The sequence below is a fragment of the Leucobacter komagatae genome, assembly GCF_006716085.1.
In the GTDB taxonomy this organism is placed as follows: Bacteria; Actinomycetota; Actinomycetes; order Actinomycetales; family Microbacteriaceae; genus Leucobacter; species Leucobacter komagatae.
In genome coordinates this window covers 1,477,917-1,498,784 of the sequence record NZ_VFON01000001.1, presented here as the reverse complement: position 1 = coordinate 1,498,784, position 20,868 = coordinate 1,477,917, and the positions used below count along the sequence as shown (strand labels likewise).

The window sequence follows — 20,868 nt, the reverse complement described above, 5'->3', positions numbered from 1 at the left end:
CATCCATGAGAAACGGAGAACTACGGTTGAACGCGTATCGAGACCTTCGGGTTGCCCTGCTTGGCTGCGGGTCGGTTGGTGCCCAGGTGGCGCGACTGATTCTCGAGAACGGTGATGAGCTCGCCGCACGTATCGGGGCGAACCTCACCCTCGATGGCATCGCTGTCCGCTCGCTCGACGCCGAGCGCGATGTCGAGCTGCCGCGCGAGCTGTTCACGACCGACGCTGAGCGCCTCGTGCAGGGCGCCGACATCGTCATCGAGCTCATGGGCGGCATCGAGCCGGCGCGCTCCCTGATCCTCCTCGCCCTTGGCGGCGGCGCGGATGTCGTCACCGCGAACAAGGCGCTCATCGCCGCGCACGGCCGCGAGCTCTCCGACGCTGCCGACCAGGTTGGTGCGCAGCTGCTCTACGAGGCGTCGGTGGCCGCCGCGATCCCGATCCTCCGCCCGCTGCGCGAAAGCCTCGCGGGCGACCACATCACTCGTGTGATGGGCATCGTGAACGGCTCGACGAACTACATCTTGGATCGGATGGACCGCTTCGGTGAGTCCGCCGAGGACGCGATGAAGCTCGCGAGCGACCTGGGCTTCCTTGAGGCCGACCCGACGCTCGACGTCGAAGGCTTCGACGCAGCGCAGAAGGCGACGATCCTTGCAAGCATCGCGTTCCACACGGAAGTGCCCGAGAGCGCGGTGTACCGCGAGGGCATCACGGGCGTGACGCTCGAGCAGATCACCGCCGCCCGGCACGCCGGCTTCGTCATCAAGCTGCTTGCCGTCGCAGAGCGGCTCACCGCGTCTGACGGCACCGACGGTGTCTCCGTGCGCGTGTACCCCGCGCTCATCCCGCGCGAGCACCCGCTGGCCGCCGTGCACGAGGGCAAGAACGCCGTGTTCGTCGAGGCGGAGGCAGCGGGCGAACTCATGTTCTACGGCGCCGGCGCGGGCGGCAACGAGACCGCGTCCGCGGTGCTGGGCGACCTCGTCTCGGCCGCGCGCCGCCACGTTGTCGGCGGCCCGGGCATCCCAGGATCCACGCACGCCGAGTTCCCTGTGCTGCCCGTCGGTGAGGTGCTCACCGCCTACCAGGTCATGCTCGAGGTTCGTGACGAGCCCGGTGTGCTCGCGCGCGTCGCGGGCATCCTCGCGGCTCACGGCGTCTCGGCCGCGAGCGTCGAGCAGAACACTTCCAGCGAGGGGCGCGCGACGCTCATTATCGGAACGCACAGCGCGCGCGAGGCGGATCTCGCCGCGACCGTCGAATCGCTCCGCGCCGACGAGGCGGTTGCCGAGGTGTCGAGCGTGCTGCGCCGCGAGGGCCGCGCATGACCCGGGCGGAGCGCGCGTTCCGCGTCCACGTGCCGGCAACGAGCGCGAACCTCGGGCCGGGCTTCGACACGCTCGGGATCGCGCTCGCGTACGGTGACGAGCTGGTCGTCGCGACTCGCCCAGAGCCAGGCGCGACGGTCACCGTGATCGGTGTCGGCGAGGGCGAGGTGGACACCGACGAGCGCAACCTTGTCGTGCGTTCGGCCGCGTTCGTGTTCGAGCGACTCGGGCGCGAGATGCCGGGCCTGAATATCGAGGCCCGCAACCGCATCCCGCACGGCCGGGGCATGGGGTCCTCGGGCTCCGCGATCGTCTCGGGCGTGATGATCGCCGCCGGGCTGCTGGCGAGCGACCCGGAGAACCCGCTTGAGCTCAGCGAGGCGCAGATCTTCGCGTTCGCGACCGAGCTTGAGGGCCATCCCGACAACGTCGCGCCGGCACTCTTCGGCGGGCTCACCATCGCCTGGACGAATGAGCAGGGCCCGCGCTTCAAGCGGCTGCTCGTGCACCGCGGCGTCGCGCCGCTCGTGCTCGTGCCGACCTTCACGATGTCGACCGAGCACGCGCGCAGCCTGCAGCCGAAGCAGGTGCCGCACGAGGATGCGGTGTTCAACGTTTCGCGCTCGGCGCTGCTCATCGCGGCGCTCACGCAGAGCCCCGAGCTGCTGCTCGAGGCGACGGAGGATCGCCTGCACCAGAACTACCGCGGCGCGGCCATGCCCGAGACCCGCGACCTCATCGGAGCGCTCCGCGAGCGCGGGCACGCCGCGGTCGTTTCGGGGGCGGGGCCGTCGATCCTGGTAATGTCGAATGGGCCCGCGGAGCGGCTTGCCGCGGCTGACCTCGTCGCCGAGATTGCGCCGGAATGGCAAATTCTTACTCTGGCTGTCGACATCAAGGGTGCTACAGTAGAGGAGATCCCGGTCGACTCTGCGTTTTCTTCGCGAGGCTGACACTTCGTAATCTGTGTCCCGGATCGAATTCCCAGCTCGGGCGTTTGTCCCCGAGCTTTCCAGCACTCATGTGCATGTTTGTGGCCTGAGTGCTCAAACTTGATAGGTTCCGGAAGGAATACACGTGGAACTACACACTGAAGATCAGAACGCTGCCGCTGAGCCGGCGGAGACCGCGCCGGTTCGCCGTCGCGCCTCGCGTCGCGTGTCGGCTGCGGCCGGCGCTGCGGCGGACGTCGTCGCCGATGTCGCGGTGACAGAGGCCCCTGCCGCTCCCGCCGAGGCCCCCGCGGCTGAGGCTCCGGCGGCTGAGGCGCCCGCAGCTCCCGCAGAGAAGGCCGCGCCGAAGCGCGCAAGCCGCGCTCGCAAGAAGGCTGAGCCCGCAGCGGCTGACACCGAGGGCGCAGACGCTGCGGCGACTGCCGAGGCTCCCGCCGAGGAAGCACCCGCGAAGGCAGCACCGAAGACCCGTGCTTCCCGTGCGAAGGCCGCGCAGGCGGCCACCGAGGCTGCCGCTCCCGAAGCTGCTGTTGAGGCCGCAGCTGTTGAGGCCGCAGCTGAACAGCCCGCGGAAGCGCCGAAGAAGCGTGCAACCCGTTCGCGCAAGACGGCGACAACCGAGGCACCCGAGGCCTCGACCGAGACTCCCGCGGCCGAGGAGGCTCCCGCGAAGGACGCGGCTGACGCTGCTCCCGCAGACGGGAAGGCGAGCGAGACCGCTGAGGCCGCTGCTGAGCAGCCCGCTGCCGAGGAGACCGAGGCCCAGCCCGCACGCCGCTCGCGCCGCCGTTCGTCGCAGAACGCCGAGCAGACTGAGGGCGAGACCCCCGCTGCGGCCGACGAGTCGAAGTCGCGCGGACGCGGTGGCAACCAGAACGGTTCGAAGGGTGATAGCGCGAAGAGCGATGCACCCAAGGGCGACGCTCAGAAGGCTGAGGCTGACAAGCAAGGCCAGAACGACAAGCAGGGCCAGAACGACCGCTCCGACAACAAGCAGGAGAACGGTTCGCGTTCGAGCCGCACCCGTCAGCGGGACCGGAAGCGCCGCGGCGGCGACGACCTCGAGCCTGAGATCGCAGAAGACGACGTGCTGCTGCCCGTCGCAGGCATTCTCGACGTGCTCGACAACTACGCGTTCGTGCGCACGAGCGGCTACCTCCCGGGTGTCTCCGACGTGTACGTCGCGCTCGGCCAGGTGAAGAAGTACAGCCTGCGTCGCGGCGATGCAATCGTTGGCGCGATCCGCCAGCCCCGCGAGGGCGACAGCGGCGGCCGTCAGAAGTACAACGCGATCGTCAAGATCGATTCGGTGAACGGCAAGCCCGTCGAAGAGACCGAGAAGCGCGCAGACATCGCCGAGATGACCGCGATCTTCCCTGAGACCCCGCTTCGCTTCGCCACGGGCACGAAGGGGCTCGGCGCCGAGATCGACGCCGCCGCTCCGATGGGCCTGGGCCAGCGTGCACTTCTCGCGCTTCCGGCTGAGATCCCGGCCGCGCGCGTGCTTGCCGAGCTCGCGGGCGCGGTTACCGCGAACGCACCCGAGGCGCACCTGCTCCTCGTGCTGACGAACGCGCGCCCCGAAGAGGTCACCCACCTCCAGCGCACCGTCAGCGGTGAAGTGATCGCTGCGACGTTCGATCGCGCGGCAGAGGATCAGGCGACGATCGTTGAGCTCGCAATCGACCGCGCGAGCCGTCTCGTTGAGCTTGGCCACGACGTCATCGTGCTGCTCGACTCGCTCACGGACCTCGCTCACGCGGCTCAGCAGAGCCAGCAGGGCTCGCGCACCGCTCCCGAGGCCTCGCAGGCGCTGTCTGCGGCGCACGCAAGGCGCCTGCTCGGTGCGGCACGCAACCTTGAGAACGCTGGCTCGCTGACGCTGCTCGCGACGGCGCGCACCCACACGGGCGTCGACGCCGACAAGGATCTGCTCCGCGCACTCGTTCCCGCGGTGAACAGCTTCGTGAAGATCTCAGGCACCCGTCGGGCGCCCGAGGTCAACGCGGAGAAGTCGTACACCCTCTCGTTCTAAGGGAGCGAACTGTGTTTGAACAGGTTTCAGGGCTCATCAACGAGCACACCGAGTTGCAGAACGAACTTGCAGACCCGGCGCTGCACGCCGACGCGGCGCGCGCGAAGCGCGTCAACCGACGCTACGCCGAGCTGAGCAAGATCAAGTCGGCTCACGAGCACTGGGTGCAGCTGGGGGATGACCTCGAGGCTGCGCGCGAGCTCGCGAAAGAGGACGACGCGTTCGCCGAGGAGGTCCCGCTCCTCGAGACGCAGCTCGCCGAGGCCCAGGAGAAGGTTCGCCGCCTCCTGATCCCGCGCGACCCCGACGACGCCCGCGACGTCATCCTTGAGATCAAGGGTGGCGAGGGTGGCGCAGAGTCGGCGCTCTTCGGTGCCGACTTGCTGCGCATGTATATGCACTACGCGGAGTCCAAGGGTTGGAAGACCGAGATTCTTGAGAAGGACGAGAGCGATCTCGGAGGCTACAAGAACGTGCAGGTCGCTATCAAGGCCAACGCGAGTGACCCGTCGCAGGGCGTGTGGGCTCACCTGAAGTACGAGGGCGGGGTGCACCGCGTGCAGCGCGTGCCCGTCACCGAGTCGCAGGGTCGCATCCACACCTCGACGACGGGCGTGCTCGTGTACCCCGAGCCCGACGAGGCCGAAGAGGTTGAAATCAGCCAGAACGATCTTAAGATCGACGTCTACCGTTCGAGCGGTCCCGGCGGCCAGTCAGTGAACACGACCGACTCCGCCGTGCGTATCACGCACCTCCCGACCGGCATCGTTGTCGCGATGCAGAACGAGAAGTCGCAGCTGCAGAACCGTGAGGCCGGCATGCGCGTGCTCCGTGCCAGGCTGCTCGCCCGGCTCGCGGAGGAGGCTGCCGCTGAGGCGAGCGCGCACCGCTCGAGCCAGATTCGCACCATGGACCGCTCTGAGCGCATCCGCACGTACAACTTCCCCGAGAACCGCATTGCGGATCACCGCACGGGGTACAAGGCGTACAACCTCGACCAGGTGATGAACGGTTCGATGGAGCCGATCATCGAATCCTGCATCCGCATGGATGAGGAGGAGCGGCTCAAAGCCCTCGGCCAGTAACTGGCGAAGCGCCCCAGCGGCGATAGGCACAGCGCCTGTCGCCGCTGGGGCTTTCTCGTGCGCCCGGCCCGGCAGTCGGCCTGCAAAAGACGCTCCCTATGCCCAGATCGCGGCACCAGGGCATAGCAATCGTTGATCGCAGATGTATGGCGCGGGAACTGGAAGCCTGGAGGCCTCAAGAGACGGAACCGTGGCGGTCAGGGCCCGCGCCCCAGTACGCTTACTCCATGTCAGAACCTGTTCTCCCCGCAGCCCCCATCGTCGGGCCCCTCGTGTCACTCCGCGCGCCGCAGCAGGCCGACCTCGACCCGCTCTTCGCGATCCTGCTCGAGCCCGAGGTCGCCTTCTGGTGGGTGGGCTACACCCGCGAGCGGGTGCAGGCCGAGTTCATCGAGGCTCCCGAGACGACCCGCATCATCGAGGTCGCGGGGGAGTGCGCTGGCGCCCTCTACGTGCTGCGAGGCGAAGACCCGGAGTACCCGACGACTGTCATGCACCTGTTCATCGGCACGCGCTTCCGCGGGCAGCGGATCGGGGAGGAGGCGCTCGCCCTCGCTATCAAGCACGAGTTCGCGAACGGAATCTCGCGCGTGACGCTTGACCCGAACGAGAACAACGATGGCGCGATTCGCAGCTACGAGCGGCTCGGGTTCAAACGCATCGGCGTGCTCCGCGACTACCAGGTGCGCCCGAGTGGTGCGCTCGAGGGTGCGCTGTTCATGGACCTCACGCGCAGCGACTTCCCCGACGGGCCGCCGCTCCCGCCCCGCTAGTCACTGCAGCGCAAAGTGCAGGGCTCGCTATAGTTTTCTACGCCCGACATCGTCACGCGCCGTCACGCTGCCCGAGCTTGGTGCCTCCAGGGGGATAGCATTGAGCGCATGCGCTCCTCAAAATCACTCCTTCCCTGGGTGGTGTGGGGAGTGGCGGTCACGCTCTACGCGATCGCGATCGTCAACCGCTCGTCACTCTCGGCGCTCGGCCCCGCGACGCAAGATCACTTCGGCATCGACGCGTCGACGCTCGCGGCGTTCCCGGTGATCCAGCTGCTCGTGTACGCGGCCTGCCAGATCCCGGTCGGGATCCTACTCGACAAGTACGGCTCGACCGTTCTGATCCTCGCGGGCGGAACGCTCATGGTCATCGGCCAGGTCGTGATGGCGACGGTCGTGAACGTCGAGTTCGCCATCCTCGCCCGCGTGCTCGTGGGCGCTGGCGACGCCTGCACGTTCACGGCGGTGATGCGCCTGCTACCCGAGTGGTTCAAGCCTCGCCAGCTGTCAACGCTCGGGCAGATCACCGGACTCATCGGCCAGGTGGGCCAGCTCGTGTCGGTCGCCCCGCTCGCGTTCGTGGTCGACAGGTTCGGCTGGGCGACCGGCTTCCTCGGGATCGCGGCGGTGGGGTTCCTATCGCTCCTGCTCGCGGTCGTCGTGCTGCGCGACGCACCCGGCCGCCGCACCGCGCTCGAGCGCCTCACCGGCCGCACCGGCAAGATCACCAAGAGCTCGGAATCGCTCGCGGCCGCCCCGATCACGACCGTGACGATGGCGCCGCCGGCCACGAACATGATCCCTGTCGTCGGAGGGGACCGCGCGCGCAGAAAGCGAGAGACGAAGGGGCCAAACGCGCGCGAAGGGATCCTTGCCCGCGTTCGCAGGCTGCTGTCGATTCCGGGCGTGCGGCTCGCGTACTGGATCCACTTCGTGACGCCATTCTCCGCTCAGGCCTTCCTGCTGCTGTGGGGCACCCCGTTCCTCACGGGCGGGCTCGGGCTCAGCGCCCCCGCCGCGAGCGGCCTGCTGAGCCTCACCGTCGTGTCATCGATGGTCGCTGGCCTCGTGCTGGGCCCCATCAGCTCGCGGTTCATTGAGCGGCGCGTGCTGCTCGTGATCGGCATCACGCTGCTCATCATGGTGACCTGGCTTGCGGTGCTGCTCTGGCCCGGCATGCCGCCGAGGTGGCTCATCATCGCGCTGCTCGTCATCCTCCCGCTCGGCGGGCCGGCCTCAATGATCGCCTTCGAGGTGTCGCGCTCGCACACCCCGCGCTCGTTCGCCGGGTTCGGCACGGGGCTTGTGAACACGGGCGGGTTCACGGCGGCGCTCGTGCTCGTCATGCTCATCGGTGTGATTCTCGACCTGCAGGGGGCTGGCTCACCAGAGACGTACTCGCTGACGGCGTTCAAGGTGGCGTTCGCCGCGCAGATCCCGCTGTGGGTGCTGGGGCTCGTGATGATCCTCATCGAGCGCCGCCGCACGACTGCCTGGATGGACAGGCACGGGCGTACGTTGCGGTAGACCTTGGGAGGCGCTGTGGCGGGCGAGGGGCTCGATCTCTGCGGGCCGACCGCGCCCCGGCTTGACCGCAGCCAGTGCTGCTCGCCCTACTGGAGCGCTCCAGGGTGTGCCTGCCGCCCAGTCATCGTGTGAGCCCGTGACCTAGGTTGGCTCCGAACCGTATCGATCGACAAGGGAGTCTCGTTGGAAACCACTACTGCTTCTACGGCCAGAGCCACTGGGCCGGTCGCGTTACAGGACGTCTACGAGCGTATGCGCTTCACGCCCGCCCACGTGCGGATCGTGATCGCGATGTTTGTCATCTTCGTGATCGAGTCGTGGGAGCAGCTCGCGCTCGTCTACGTCGCCGGCGACGTGTCGAACCATTTTGGGCTCGACGAGACCAAGCTCGGCCTTGTACTCTCGGCCGTGGCAATCGGAATGATCCCTGGGGCACTCGTCTGGGGGCCCATCGCGGACCGCGTTGGTCGTCGCCCAGTGACGATCGTGAGCTTCATTGCCTACGGCGTCATCGCAGCGCTTGTGCCGCTCGCGCCGAACTTTGAAGCGCTCGTCGGCCTCCGCGTGCTTTCCGGGTTCGCGCTGGCCGGCGCATACACCGTCGTCTTCCCGTACTTCCTAGAGCTCATGCCATCGAAGCAGCGGGGTCGGGCCGCCGTGCTCCTCTCAATCGGCTGGCCAATCGGCACCCTCGTCGCTATCGGGGTGACCTCGTTGTTTCACGACGCCGGTTGGCAGGTTGTCGCGTTCGCGGCAGCGGTTGCGTGCCTCTGGGTGATTGTCGTTGCGTTCTGGGTGCCAGAGTCGCCGTATTTCCTTGTCAGCCGCGGCAAGCACGAGCGCGCCGCGAAGGTCTTGCGTGGGCTCGGCGTTGCGGTCGCGCCCGGTACCGAGTTCGTGCGCGAGGCGCAGGCTGACAAGGCCGGAAACCCGCTCCAGCTCCTGCGGAAGGACATGCGCCGCCGCACGCTGCTTATGCTGATCGTGAACTTCGCATTCAACTGGGGCTATTGGGGCCTTCAGGTGTGGCTGCCGACGCTGCTGCAAGAACGCGGGCTCACGCTCGCCGACTCGCTCGGCTTCGTTGCCATCAGCGCGGTCTTCATGATTCCCGGCTACCTCGCTGCGGCGTGGTGCACGAAGCGCTTCGGTCGAAAGCCCACGTTCGTCGCGTTCCTTGTCGGCGCAATCCTCGGCGGCGTGCTGTTCGCGGTGTCGTGGGATCTGCCATCGCTGTACGTCGCGAACTTCGTCATGTCGTTCTTCATCCTTGGCGGTTGGGGCGTCTGGAACACCTGGAACGGCGAGTTTTACCCGACGCGTGTTCGCGCAGCTGGTTATTCGTGGGCGACCGCGGCGCAGCTCATCTCGAACGCGATCGCGCCTGTTGCGGTAGGGGCGCTGCTCGCAGCCTCGGTCTCATTTACGATGACAGTGCTGTTCATTCTCGTGTTCCTCGTGATCGCTGTGCTTGCCGCGGTCACCCTGCCAGAGACTGAGGGGAAGCCGCTCGACTAATGCCGACCCGCCAGGCGAGACAATAGAGGTATGCAGCTCGGAATTGATCTCACGGCGTCAACCGTTCGCCTGGCGGTGACCGACGGCAACGAGGTGCGACACACGGCCACACTGCCACACGCAGCAACGCGCCTCGCGACGCTGGTAGCGGCGCGGGAGAGCCTGTCCGCGCCGCTCGCGACGAAGATCACCGGAGTGAGGATCGCGGCAGCCCCGGAGGAAAGTGACCTCCGACTCGCGGGCATCGGGCTCATCCGGGTCGCTCCACCGACCATGCCAGCTCTGCGCCCGTTTGCTTCGTGGCCGGGTGCCACAGGAGAGTCGCTTCGGGCTCGTAGCGCTCTGGTCGACGGCGGGAGCGACTTCGTTGGGAACGAAGCGAGACAGGCCGACGGTGCCGAGCTTCGCGTCGCGGCAGAGCGGCTCACAGCTGCGGGGGCAGACCGCCTGATCGTGAGCGCGGCGGGGGCACCTTCGGCACCGTGGCTCGAGCGTGAGGCCGCCAGCGAGATTGCCGTCGCGGGTACCGCGCCACCCGGTGCTAGGGTCACGGTTGCCCATGCCTCAGGGGGCACAGGAATACGGGAACGCGAGCACGCCGCCGCGCTTAATCTCGGTCTTGCCGACTGGGGTGCGGATCTCGCCCGGGCGGCGACCGAAGCGTTCCCGAACTGGGAGATCGGGTTTGCCCACGGGCTCGGCGGGTTTGGTTCCGGAGCGGAGCTCATGCGACAGCCGCTCGGAGCGCTGCATGGAGTTGTCCGGGCTGCCGCTCGCGGAGTGCGGCTCGTGACCGGCGAGGACGACTTCGTCCTTGCGCTCGCAGACCGTGGAGCAATGCGACTTATTGGAGTGACAGCGGGTGACGTCGACCGCGCTGACGTCGAGCGACGTTGGGGCATCGCGCACAACCACCTTGCGCTCGATTTCGTCGAGTGTGACAGCACCCCCAGTGACGTTCATCGCGCCCCTGAGGTGCAGCGTATGCTCTCCCGCAGGCCGGGCTACCCCGTGATCGTTGTCGACAGTAGCGGGAACGGATCTTCGGCGCTCGAGTTTGCGACGGCGCTTGGGGTGACTCACGGAAAGATCACGGTCTCACTGGAGCGCATCGCGAGACGCCCCCAGGGAAGCAGAGCCGGGGGCGACAAAGCCGCAGCGCTCGTTGAAGAAGCGATCACCCGGGCGATCCTCGCCGGGGCCGCGCCCGAGCTCGGCCTGACCCGCACCACTGACGTGCGCCCGCTCGCGTATGTCGCCGACCCTATCGACACCGTGCGAGTCAGCGTGACGGGGGCACCGGCGTGACCGAGAATCAGGGAGCCCCACACACTTCACGACTGCGCAGAGCCGACGTCGCGCGTCTCGCTCGCGGGGCTCGCCCGTTCGCGAGCGGAGTGAACAGCGCGGCACTGCAGGTGCTGCGGGATTGGGCCGAGTCCGAGATCGAAGCAGCGGATGTTGAACTTCCCTCCGTCTTCGAACTTGACGACGACGCGCTGTACGCCGTTGTGACGCTTGTTGGGTCGCCAACGGCGCTCGCTGAGGGGCTGCCCGACGGCACTGAACCTGTTCGCGCGGTCGCAGCGCTCGAACGAGCAGTCGGCAAGAGTGTACGAGGAGTGCTGCCGATTAACACCGCGGGCGAGAACGCCGTTCTAGCCCTTGCCGCAGCCGCAGCGTTGGGGGTTGACCTCGTCGACGCCGATGCGTGCGGTCGAGTCCGCCCGACCGTTCAAGACACGCTCCTCACGCTCGCGGGGGTGCCGATTGCCCCGTGCGCCATCGCCTCGCCACTCGGCGAAACGACGCTCGTCGACGGAATGACAGCACGGGTCGCGCAGATCGTTCCGCGCCTGGTCGGGGCAAGTGGGGGCTGGGCATTCTTCGCGGGCTATGCGCTCACGGGCAGGGAAGTGCGAGCCCACGCGAATCCCGGTACGATATCGCGTTACCTCGAAGCTGAGCCGGGCAACGAACTCGCGGGGGTACCGCACCGCACGTTGCTCCGCGCGACAATTACCAATATCGAGAGCGTCGACGGTGTCACCCTGCGTACGAGTATTCTCATGACCGAGCTCGTGGCTGACGGTTTCGGTCGGCGAGTCCGAGTGGACGCCGATGAGAGTTACCTCGGCGCACTCGCCGACGGAGTTCCGCTGCAATCGGCGGCCCACGAGCTCTTCGTGATCTCTGAGAGTGGCGAGGTGCTTGATCCTGAGCGTTGCCTCCCCGGGATGCGCGTTGCCCTCGTCGCCGTCGAGCTGCCAGGCGCATGGGAGGCAGCGAGTACGCATACGACCGGAAGGGAACGGGATGTCATCTAGTCTCACAGTGAGGGAACTCGCGGTTCGTCTCGGCACCCCCGTGACGCTGAACGGGCCCGTCGACACCCGGGTCGATAGCGTGCGAGTGTCAGACAATCACGTCGATATCGCCGTGGCGCCCGCGGGCTGCGCTCTGGTGCTCACTGGGGAAGCGACGAGCGCATCCTGGCGCCTCGAGCGTGCGATCCGCATTGCCTGGGAGCGCGCAGTCGCGTGCGTCGTTATCAGTTCGCGCGATGCCAGCGGACCAGAGCCAGCGGAGCTCGCAGCCAAGCTTGGGCTTGCGCTCATCACGCTCGACTCCGGGGTACTCGATGCGACCGTCAGACTCGCCGCTATCGTCGCAACCGACGAAGCATCTGCGTCGGGCACGCTCGCAGAAGCTGCGCGAGCGTTCGGTGTCGCGGCGGCAAGCCCTCGCCGGGCGCTCGCGACGCTTGGGAGGTTGCTGCCTGACCACGAGTTCGCGCTCGTTGATTCCGCGGGCGCGCTCATCGAAGGTAGCGTTCGAGTCCGTGAGGACACCGCGCACCAGATCGCGGTCGCCGTACCGTTCCCTGATTCGGGCGCCCCCGCCCAGATTCTTGGCGGGCCGCGAGGCACACGAGGTGAGCGCGACGCAAGCCGCACCACGGCAGAGACCGTTGCTCGGCTCGCTATTGCGCCGCTCACAGCCTGGGCCGCGCTGCGCTACATTGACACGTCCCGCGATGTCGTGCGCGCCCAGACCCTGCTCGCGGGTGTGATCGCGGCCAAAGGCGCACCGTCAGGGAAGTTGCGTGGGCGGCTCGCGGCGGGCGGTTGGCCCCTCGCCACGCGATACCGCGTCGTGAAGGTTCGCTCGGAAGGCGGGCGGAGCCACGAACTCGACGCACTCGTGCTGGCGCGCGTCGCTGAGCTCGACGGCCCGGCCGGCGCGGCCCCGCACGGCGACGGTTGGGTGGTGTTCCTGGGGGCCCAGGGCTCGGGCGAGCTGCGGCGCACAGAAGCGGCAGCGGCGGTGCTTGGAACGGAGGATCCGCGATTTGCGCGTCTGGCGGTCGGCGTCTCGACGGTGTTTGCGGCGGGGGAGGCTCCGGTCGAAGCTGTCGAGGAAGCGGATCGCGCGGCCCTGATCGCGCTGAGCACGCCGGGCCTTGTCATGTTCTCCGAGGGGCTCACTCCTGAAGCCGCGCTGCCCGCGCTACTCGGCGCTGACGCGGATGCCGCGGCACGGGCACTTCTTGCGCCACTCATAGAGGTTGATCGTGACGGGTCGCTGCTGCGGACGCTGCTGGCATCGCTCGACCATAGCGACAGGCCCGCGCAGGTCGCACAGGTGCTCGGCGTGCACCGCAACACGGTGACTGCGAGGCTCGACAGGGTGCGGGGACTCGGCATCGATCCGGCGAACCCAGCGCACCGGCTCGCGATCCATGTCGCAGCAAAGCGGGTAGTCGACGCCTAGGGCAAGCCCCGGTGTCGACCACCCGCTCGAACCAGGCGGGGTCTACTCGGTTCCGTAGCCGCCGCCCCCGCCCGACTCGCAACGGAGTACGTCACCAGCGGCGACACGCATCGCGTTTGCTTTCAGGAGTGTACGCTCGCTCTCGGTCCCCGGGTTGAGCGTGACGCGGGGAGCCGCGCCTGACTCGCCGCCGAATAGCCCCCACGCCGGGGTGACCGAGCGCTCCCACCAGAGCGACAAGTCTTGGTCGGCCTCGAAGGTGTACTCACGGACGACGCCATCGCCGCCACGGAAAGCGCCGGCTCCACCCGACCCCTCGCGCACCTCGTACCGGTCGACCCGCACTGGAAACAGTGTCTCGAGCACCTCCACGGGCATGTCCCGGAGCGAGCCGTTCACGTTGTTGATTAGCGCCGTCTCACCGTCACCGCCGTTCCAAGCACCCCAACCGCCGACCGTTGCCTCCTGCGACAGGAAGTCCCTGCCCGTGCGCGGGTCGAAGCCCATCATCTGAACGATGAGCGAGTCACCGTAGCTCGCTGCGGCAACCGCATCGGGCATTGCCTCGGCGAGCGCGCGTGTAACCAGGTCGATGAGCAGGCCGAGGTGCGAGTAGTAGTACTGCACGGGAGCGGGCTCGACCGCGGCAAGCACCGACCCCTCCCTCACGGTGACGTCGAGGTGCTTGAACGAACCACCGTTCAGCGCCACGTCAGGGCTCAAGAGGGCCTTGTAAGCCACTCGACACGCTGCGACGGCTTGCGCCGCCCCGCAGTTCACGGGCCCCCGAGTCTGGTCTGCGGACTCGGTAAGGTCGATCGAGATGCGTCCAGCCTCGACGCTCACTCGCACGCGGATTGGGATTGGAGTGTCGAGGTCGATCCCGTCGTTGTCGAGCGCGCCCTCTGCGAAGTACTCTCCGTCGGGGAGCCCGGTGAGGGCCGCAGCCTCGAGCCGCTCGGTCTGCGCAAAGAATGCGTCACGAGCAGCTTCGACGAGGGGCAGGCCCCACCGTGAGACAATCTCACGCATTCTGTCTGCGCCGGTGCGAATGCAGGCGGTCTGCGCCCGCAAATCTCCAAGCAGAGGCTCGGGGAAGCGCGAGTTCGTGGCTATGAGCCGGAGTACCTCGGCAACGGGTTCGCCCGCTGCGTAGATACGCGTCGCACCGAGCCGCAGGCCCTCCTGATAGATCGAAGTCGAATCCATCGAGCCACCGGGGTCTTTCGAACCGAGGTCGATCCAGTGTGCGCGGCTCGCGGCGAAGCCGATGAGTTCGCCGCCGTCGGCGCGCTCAAAGACCGGCCCGAAGACCGTCACGTCGTTGAGGTGTGCGCCAGCGATGTACGCGTCGTTGAGCACCCATACGTCACCGGGCTGCCAGACGTCGCGCCCGAAGCGAGACTCGGTATCGCGAGTGACCTCCTCGAGATTGCCGAGGAAGATGGGCAGGCCACTTGACTGTCCGAGCACCTGGTGATGGCGATCCATGATCGCAACAGCGCAGTCTTTCGCCTCGTAAATCGTCGGGGTATACGCCGACCGGATGAGCGTCGTGTTCATGTCCTCGGCTGCCTGCAACAGCGCGCTCCGAATGATTTCGGTCCGTACGGGGTCGATTGTGGGTGTCATGCCTGCACCTCCATGGTGAGATGTCCGAGTGTTTCGCGCCTGATCGACGCGCGAGGGGACACAACGGTCGTGGTTGTGTCTTCAACGATGAGGAGAGGACCAGCGATTGTCTCGCCGATCGGAAGCGCATCCCTGCGGCGGATCGGGGTCTCCCACGCCCGCCCGTCGAAACGAACCTGCGCGGTGCGAGCACCCATAGCGTCCTCCCGGTAGCGCTCGCCTGTGAGGTGGCCGAACTCGTTCGTGCCGAGGCCGGTGACTCGCAGGCTCACGAGCTCGACTTTCGCTTCGGGCGTTGCGTGGCCGTAGCGACGCCTGTGCTGCTCGCTGTAGCGGGCTGAGATGCGTGCGGCAAAGCCTGGCATGCCGGGTTCTTCCCCCTCGTGCAACGGCACAGTGAGCGTGTAGTCCTGGCCCTCGTAGCGCATGTCAATGGCGCGCTCAAACCGGCGAAGTTGCTGCGCGACGCCCTGCCTGTCAAGCTCCGCGTCGGCGGTCGCGGAGAGAGCATCGATCGCGGCGCCGAGGTGATCGGCGTCGAGCTGGTCCTCGTGTACGTAGTACTGGGCGCTGAGATCGCGACGTATGTCCGAGCCGAGCATGCCCCAAGCGGAGAATGCTCCGGGAAACTCAGGGATGAGTACCTCGGTGACTCCGAGCTCACGTGCGATCGCCTCAGCATGCATTGGGCCGGCTCCGCCGAAGGCTACGAGAGAGAAGTCGCCGGGCTCCCGGCCGTGGTCGACGGTGAGGGTGCGAATAGCCTGAGCCATCTTAGCGTTCGCGATGTCGAGGATGCCCTCTGCAAGGTCTGCTGCGTCCATGCCGAACTCGTCGCCGAGGCTCGCGATAGCGCGCTCGGAGGCTGCGACATCGAGCGCAAACCGGCCACCAGCAAAGTGCTCGGGATCAACTCGGCCGAGCACCGCGTTCGCATCCGTGACAGTTGGTTCTGTGCCCCCTCGGCCGTAGCAGGCAGGGCCTGGCTGCGCCCCTGCGGAGCGTGGGCCGACGCGCAATGCGCCAGATTCCGAGAACGCGACCGAGCCACCGCCAGCACCGATCGTGTGGAGGTTGACGAGCGGCATCAGCACGGGGAAGCCGTCGGCCTCGCCGTCGGTCGAGATGTCTGGCTGCCCCTCAAGTACGAGCGATGCGTCAAACGAAGTACCACCCATGTCAACGCAAATTGCGTTCTCACGCCCGAGGAGTTGCATGAGCGCGACGCCGCCCGCCGTTCCCCCGACAGGGCCGGAGAGCAGGGTCTGCAACGGATGCTCGGCTGCGAAGCCCGCGCCGACGATTCCGCCGGATGACTGCATCACTTGCACACCACTGGTAATGCCTTCACGCTCGAACCGATCCTCGATCCGCGCGAGATAGCGGCGCACGACGGGGCCGGTGTAGGCTTCGAGCACCGTTGACGAGGTCCGCTCGTACTCGCGCCACTCTCGAGCAACTCGGTGCGAGAGGACCACGGCGACATCGTCCTCGAGCTCCTCGCGCAGTATTCGCTCGGCGGCGATCTCATGCGCTTCGTTCGCGTATGAGAAGAGCAGGCACACCGCAACGGCCTCGTAGCCGCCTGCGCGTGCGATTCCGGCGGCGTCGCGCACTGACTGCTCGTCGAGCGGGTGAAGCTCGCTGCCGTCGTAGCGGAGTCGGCCGCCGACCTCAACCGTGTCTTCGCGTGCGACGAGGGGCTCGGGTTTCCGATAGTGAATGTCAAACATTCGTGTTCGGTTGCCTCGAGCAATGCGATAGACATCACCCATCCCGGTCGTGGTGACCAAGAGTGTCTTTGAACCTCTGCGCTCGAGAAGGGCGTTCAGCCCCTGTGTGGTGCCGTGTACGAACGACAGGATCTCCTCGGGGGGAACCTCAAGCTGCGCGATCGCGGTCAGCACGCCCTCAGTAAGGTCGCCGGGCGTCGTGTCCGCCTTTGATGCGCGTAGCGCGCCTGTTTCGGTGTTGTGCACGACGATGTCCGTAAACGTCCCGCCGATATCCATGGCCACTCGATAGCTCAATGGTGCCTCCTGCTTCATTGCCGTTGTGGGCAGCGTACGGGCAGCACAAAGGGGTGGGCAGTGCGAGCTGCACTGCCCACCCCTCAAGGGTGTGCGATCGGCTAGGCCGTGGGGCCTGCGACCTCGGGGAGGCCTGCCGTTACGGGGCCGCCCATCGGCTGCACGACGTCTTCGTGGATCTGCACGATGCGCAGCGGGCCGTCTGAGTCGACGAGCACCGCGGAGTTGCGAACCAGCTCGGGGACGGCGACGTCGCCGTTCTCGTGGACGCCGTCGATGCGCAGCCACCACGTCGCGGTGATGACGCCCTCGACGCGGCGTGCGGTGAAGAGGTCGGGCGTGAGCGAGGTCTCGCGCGGGGGAGTGGGATCACCATCTGCGGGTGCCTTTCCGCGGCCCGCGCGAACCTCGTTGAGAGCGTCCATGCCGAGGATGACGGGGGCGCTGGCGCTGTCAAACATTGTGAGCTCGGGGTCAAGCAGCGCGTCGATCGCGTCGCGGTCGCCCCCGATGTAGCCCCCGTACATCGTCTCGACGAGTGTGCGGACGCGGGCTGCGAGTTCTGGTTCATTCATAACTCTGAGCATAGGTGCAATGTGCGGTGACATTGCAACTGCGCGAGGGGGCCGCGCGGCGTCGCCGCTCAATGACGGAGAAGCTCGCGGTGTTTGGGGCGGCCAGGGAGGCCCGAGTGGCGGCAGTAGGCAAGGTGATCTGCAGTGCCTATGTCGAACTTGGCTCGTGAGGGCATTGGGCTTGCAGATCCCATTGATTCGGGCTTGGCGTCGAAGGCCGAGGGTCCACGCAGCCCAGGTGGCCGGCGCGGCCAGAAACACTGCTGCTAAATCATGTAAAAGCTTGCGGTGTTCGGGTGCTCGGCGACTGGCGCGCCGCGGCGCGGGCGACCCGTCGCCGGGATCCCGGTGAGCGTGGTCCACGGCCCCGCCGAGCGCACGACGACGGCGTTCGCCCCGACGGCCGAGTCAGCGCCGACCTCGATGTCGCCGAGCAGCTTCGCGCCCGCCCCGAGCACCACGCGATCACCCACGGTCGGGTGGCGCTTGCCGCTCTGGTGCCCCGTCCCGCCGAGGGTCACACCGTGGTAGATGAGTACGTCGTCGCCGACCTCGGCGGTCTCGCCAATGACGATGCCCATGCCGTGGTCGATGAACAGGCGCCGCCCGATCGTCGCGCCCGGGTGGATCTCGATGCCGGTGAAGAACCGGGTCAGCTGCGAAATCGCGCGCGGGAGGAACCGGAGGCCACGGCGCCAGAGCGCGTGCGACACCCGGTGCCACCAGACAGCGTGGAGACCTGAGTACAGAAAGAACACCTCAACCGGCCCGCGCGCAGCCGGATCGTGCGCGCGGGCCGAAGAGATGTCCTCACGGATACGGGAAAACAGGTTCAAACTGCGAGATCCTCGTAGAGCACCGTCGAGAAGTAGCGCTCACCAAAGTCGGGGACGATCACGACGATCTTCTTGCCGGCGTTCTCGGGCCGCTTGGCGACCTCGACAGCAGCCCAGACCGCGGCGCCGCCCGAGATGCCTGCGAGGACCCCCTCGTCGGTGCCGAGCGCGCGCGCCTTGGCGATCGCGTCGGGCAGTGCGACATCGATGACCTCGTCGTAGACGTCGCGGTCGAGGATGTCGGGCACAAAGTTCGCGCCGAGCCCCTGGATCTTGTGGGGGCCGGCCTTCCCCTCGGTGAGCAGCGGCGAGTCGATCGGCTCGACAGCAATCACCTTGACGTTCGGGTTCTGCTCCTTGAGGTACCCGCCGGCGCCGGTAATGGTGCCGCCAGTGCCGATACCGGCAACAAAGATGTCGACCTCGCCGTCAGTGTCTGCCCAGATCTCGGGGCCGGTCGTCGCGCGGTGAATGGCGGGGTTCGCCGGGTTGCCGAACTGCTTCGCGAGGATCGCGCCGGGGGTGTTCGCGACGATCTCCTCCGCCTTCGCGACGGCGCCCTTCATGCCGAGGGGTCCCTCGGTGAGCACGATCTCGGCGCCGTAGGCGGCGAGCAGCTTGCGGCGCTCGACGCTCATCGTCTCGGGCATCGTCAGAATGACCTTGTAGCCGCGGGCCGCGCCGACGAAAGCGAGCGCGATGCCGGTGTTACCGCTCGTGCCCTCAACGATCGTGCCGCCGGGCTGCAATTCGCCAGACTTCTCTGCCGCGTCGATGATTGCGACGCCGATGCGATCCTTCACGCTGCCCGCCGGGTTGTAGAACTCGAGCTTCGCGAGCACCTCCGCGGGCGCGCCCTCGGTCACGCGGTTGAGCCGGACGAGGGGAGTGTTGCCAAACGCCTGAGTGATGTTGTCGTGAATGCGAGCCATGCGGAATGCCCTCCGTGTTAGAGTTGGGTGAAGCGCGGGTGAGTTATGCCACCAGGTTATCTGAAATGTTCTGAATGCTTATGCTGAACGTCGTTGTGTTACAACGCGGGCCGCGCTCGGGTATTCCCGGGCCATCCCCTGAACGCCCCCGCCGCGCGCGTGCGAGAGAATGTCAGGGTGACAGCAGAACGTGAACACCTCATGACCAGCGTGCTTGGGCGCCTCCGCGAGAGCTTCGGCGAGGCCGGCATCGCCGACCCGGAGGTCGACGCCGAGCTGCTCGTTGGGCACATCCTCGGTGTGAGCAGGGGCCGGGTGCAGGCGCTCGCCATCATGGGCGAGCGTTTGACGCCGGCTCAGGCCGAGCGGGTCGCTGAGCTCGCCGAACTCAGGGCCGAGCGCATTCCGCTGCAACACCTCACCGGTCGTGCCCCGTTCCGAGCCCTCGAACTGCGCGTTGGCCCAGGGGTGTTCGTGCCGCGGCCCGAGACCGAGACGGTCGCGCAGTTTGCGATTGACGCGCTCCTCGCTGCCCAAAGTGACGAGCCCCTGGCCGTTGACCTGTGCACGGGTAGCGGGGCCATCGCGCTCGCGCTCGCGACCGAGGTGCCCGCGGCGCAGGTGTGGGCTGTCGAGAAAAGCTCCGACGCACACGCGTGGGCCGCTGAAAACGTCGCCGCGCTCGGCGGGGGGCGCGTCAACCTCATTCACGGTGACCTCGCTGACTTCGTGCCCGGCGCGCTCGCCCCCGAGCGGCTCGCCGGGCGCACGCACGTCGTGATTTCGAACCCTCCCTATGTGCCCGACGCGATGGTGCCGCGCGACGCCGAGGTGCGCGATCACGACCCCGATCTCGCGCTCTACGGCGGCAGCGATGGGCTCGACGTGATCAGGATCATCAGCGGCGTCGCCGCTGAACTGCTCCGTGAGGGCGGCACGCTCGTGCTTGAGCACGCCGAGGGGCAGGGCGAAGCCATCCGATCGCTGCTCGCGCGTGACGGCTGGCGCTCGCCGGCAACGCACCCCGATCTGACGGGTCGCGACCGCGCCACGACCGCACTCAAGTAGAGCTGAAGTAGAATTGCCAACTATGTCCGAGGTATTTGACTGTTCAGATGGCGCCCAACTGCTGCAGGGAACGAGGCTTGCCCGACAATCCCTTGGGCGGGGCGAACTGATCGTCATGCCGACCGACACCGTTTATGGCATCGCCGCAGACGCGTTTTCGCCCGAGGCGGTGCAGCGGCTGCTTGACGCGAAGGGCCGCGGACGGCAGTCGCCGCCCCCCGTGCTCATTCCCAACGTTGGCACGCTGGCAGCCCTCGCCGCCGACGCGAGCGAAGCGCTGCACACGCTCGCCAAGGCGTTTTGGCCCGGGGCGCTGACGATCGTCACGCAGGCGAACCCGTCGCTGAGCTGGGACCTTGGCGAGACTGGTGGAACGGTCGCGCTGCGCATCCCTGGCAACGCGTTCGCCCGCGAGCTGCTGCAGGAGACCGGCCCCCTTGCCGTCTCCTCGGCGAACAAGACGGGGCTTCCCGCAGCCGGAACCGCGGCCGAGGCGCGCGAGATGCTTGGCCAGTCGGTTGCCGTCTACCTCGATGGGGGAGAAGCCCGCGGCGAGGCTTCAACGATCATTGACGCGACGTCGCTCGAAGGTGACGGGGGAGGCACCGTGCGCGTGCTGCGCCAGGGCGCGGTCACGGTAACTCAGCTCCAGGAGGCGCTGCCGAATGCGACGATCGTCGAGCAACTCGCCGCGCCCGCGGTGCCGGTCGAAGCCCCTGTTGAGGGCCCCGAGGACTCGGATACTGCCGAGACCCCAGAGGCTTCCACAGCCATCGAGGCTTCGCGGGCCGACGGCTAA

At 67.4% G+C, this 20,868-nt stretch carries 17 protein-coding genes; 12 read left to right on the top strand and 5 right to left on the bottom strand.

What is annotated here, in order from left to right; genetic code table 11:
- Positions 1–5: 5 nt before the first annotated feature.
- The 10 genes from FB468_RS06935 (at position 6) to FB468_RS06890 (ending at position 12,996) form a co-directional block, all read left to right on the top strand.
- Entirely contained in the window at positions 6–1,331 is a 1,326-nt protein-coding gene (locus FB468_RS06935) for a homoserine dehydrogenase (protein WP_425460807.1), read from the top strand.
- On the top strand, positions 1,328–2,284 hold the full coding sequence (thrB, locus tag FB468_RS06930; protein ID WP_141886694.1) for a homoserine kinase: 957 nt from the start codon (positions 1,328–1,330) through the stop codon (positions 2,282–2,284). The genes FB468_RS06935 and thrB overlap by 4 nt, the downstream gene beginning before the upstream one ends.
- A gap of 124 nt (positions 2,285–2,408) precedes the next feature.
- The gene (locus tag FB468_RS06925) at positions 2,409–4,319 is read left to right on the top strand and encodes a hypothetical protein (protein ID WP_141886693.1); all 1,911 of its coding nucleotides are present in this window, start codon (positions 2,409–2,411) and stop codon (positions 4,317–4,319) included.
- Between the two features lie 11 nt (positions 4,320–4,330).
- Positions 4,331–5,404, top strand: coding sequence for a peptide chain release factor 1 (gene prfA, locus FB468_RS06920; RefSeq protein WP_141886692.1), 1,074 nt, complete (start codon positions 4,331–4,333; stop codon positions 5,402–5,404).
- Between the two features lie 227 nt (positions 5,405–5,631).
- A complete protein-coding gene (locus FB468_RS06915) occupies positions 5,632–6,177 on the top strand; it encodes a GNAT family N-acetyltransferase (protein WP_141886691.1) in 546 nt (181 codons plus the stop codon).
- Between the two features lie 108 nt (positions 6,178–6,285).
- Positions 6,286–7,704, top strand: coding sequence for an MFS transporter (locus FB468_RS06910; protein WP_141886690.1), 1,419 nt, complete (start codon positions 6,286–6,288; stop codon positions 7,702–7,704).
- Positions 7,705–7,956: 252 nt separating this feature from the next.
- Positions 7,957–9,222, top strand: a complete 1,266-nt coding sequence (locus FB468_RS06905) for an MFS transporter (protein ID WP_141888175.1) — start codon at positions 7,957–7,959, stop codon at positions 9,220–9,222.
- A gap of 30 nt (positions 9,223–9,252) precedes the next feature.
- Positions 9,253–10,530 (top strand): hypothetical protein, encoded by a 1,278-nt coding sequence (locus FB468_RS06900; protein ID WP_141886689.1) that lies wholly within the window; start codon positions 9,253–9,255, stop codon positions 10,528–10,530.
- A complete protein-coding gene (locus FB468_RS06895; protein ID WP_141886688.1) occupies positions 10,527–11,549 on the top strand; it encodes an S-methyl thiohydantoin desulfurase domain-containing protein in 1,023 nt (340 codons plus the stop codon). Before FB468_RS06900 ends, FB468_RS06895 begins: the two co-directional genes overlap by 4 nt.
- Positions 11,539–12,996, top strand: a complete 1,458-nt coding sequence (locus FB468_RS06890; RefSeq protein WP_141886687.1) for a PucR family transcriptional regulator — start codon at positions 11,539–11,541, stop codon at positions 12,994–12,996. Before FB468_RS06895 ends, FB468_RS06890 begins: the two co-directional genes overlap by 11 nt.
- 42 nt (positions 12,997–13,038) lie before the next feature.
- On the opposite strand, the gene FB468_RS06885 is transcribed toward FB468_RS06890, so the two are convergent.
- From FB468_RS06885 to cysK, 5 genes are all read right to left on the bottom strand, one after another.
- A complete protein-coding gene (locus FB468_RS06885; RefSeq protein WP_141886686.1) occupies positions 13,039–14,628 on the bottom strand; it encodes a hydantoinase B/oxoprolinase family protein in 1,590 nt (529 codons plus the stop codon).
- Positions 14,625–16,658 carry a hydantoinase/oxoprolinase family protein gene (locus FB468_RS06880; protein ID WP_141886685.1) on the bottom strand — a complete coding sequence of 678 codons (2,034 nt, stop codon included), beginning with the start codon at positions 16,656–16,658 and terminating at the stop codon, positions 14,625–14,627. Before FB468_RS06880 ends, FB468_RS06885 begins: the two co-directional genes overlap by 4 nt.
- A gap of 101 nt (positions 16,659–16,759) precedes the next feature.
- Positions 16,760–17,233 carry a nuclear transport factor 2 family protein gene (locus FB468_RS06875; protein ID WP_141886684.1) on the bottom strand — a complete coding sequence of 158 codons (474 nt, stop codon included), beginning with the start codon at positions 17,231–17,233 and terminating at the stop codon, positions 16,760–16,762.
- A 266-nt stretch (positions 17,234–17,499) separates the two neighbouring features.
- Complete coding sequence (gene cysE, locus FB468_RS06870; RefSeq protein WP_141886683.1) at positions 17,500–18,069, bottom strand: serine O-acetyltransferase; 570 nt, start codon at positions 18,067–18,069, stop codon at positions 17,500–17,502.
- A complete protein-coding gene (cysK, locus tag FB468_RS06865; protein WP_141886682.1) occupies positions 18,066–19,001 on the bottom strand; it encodes a cysteine synthase A in 936 nt (311 codons plus the stop codon). Before cysK ends, cysE begins: the two co-directional genes overlap by 4 nt.
- A gap of 201 nt (positions 19,002–19,202) precedes the next feature.
- Here cysK and prmC point away from each other — a divergent pair, with 201 nt between their 5' ends.
- Complete coding sequence (gene prmC / locus FB468_RS06860) at positions 19,203–20,069, top strand: peptide chain release factor N(5)-glutamine methyltransferase (protein ID WP_141888174.1); 867 nt, start codon at positions 19,203–19,205, stop codon at positions 20,067–20,069.
- Positions 20,070–20,091: 22 nt separating this feature from the next.
- Entirely contained in the window at positions 20,092–20,868 is a 777-nt protein-coding gene (locus FB468_RS06855) for an L-threonylcarbamoyladenylate synthase (protein ID WP_141886681.1), read from the top strand.

Coding starts and splice junctions, on each gene's coding strand:
- FB468_RS06935 (WP_425460807.1), top strand. CDS start 6: ATGAGAAACGGAGAACTACGGTTGAACGCGTATCGAGACCTTCGGGTT.
- thrB (WP_141886694.1), top strand. CDS start 1,328: ATGACCCGGGCGGAGCGCGCGTTCCGCGTCCACGTGCCGGCAACGAGC.
- FB468_RS06915 (WP_141886691.1), top strand. CDS start 5,632: ATGTCAGAACCTGTTCTCCCCGCAGCCCCCATCGTCGGGCCCCTCGTG.
- FB468_RS06910 (WP_141886690.1), top strand. CDS start 6,286: ATGCGCTCCTCAAAATCACTCCTTCCCTGGGTGGTGTGGGGAGTGGCG.
- FB468_RS06905 (WP_141888175.1), top strand. CDS start 7,957: ATGCGCTTCACGCCCGCCCACGTGCGGATCGTGATCGCGATGTTTGTC.
- FB468_RS06900 (WP_141886689.1), top strand. CDS start 9,253: ATGCAGCTCGGAATTGATCTCACGGCGTCAACCGTTCGCCTGGCGGTG.
- FB468_RS06890 (WP_141886687.1), top strand. CDS start 11,539: ATGTCATCTAGTCTCACAGTGAGGGAACTCGCGGTTCGTCTCGGCACC.
- FB468_RS06885 (WP_141886686.1), bottom strand. CDS start 14,628: ATGACACCCACAATCGACCCCGTACGGACCGAAATCATTCGGAGCGCG.
- FB468_RS06875 (WP_141886684.1), bottom strand. CDS start 17,233: ATGAATGAACCAGAACTCGCAGCCCGCGTCCGCACACTCGTCGAGACG.
- cysK (WP_141886682.1), bottom strand. CDS start 19,001: ATGGCTCGCATTCACGACAACATCACTCAGGCGTTTGGCAACACTCCC.
- prmC (WP_141888174.1), top strand. CDS start 19,203: ATGACCAGCGTGCTTGGGCGCCTCCGCGAGAGCTTCGGCGAGGCCGGC.
- FB468_RS06855 (WP_141886681.1), top strand. CDS start 20,092: ATGTCCGAGGTATTTGACTGTTCAGATGGCGCCCAACTGCTGCAGGGA.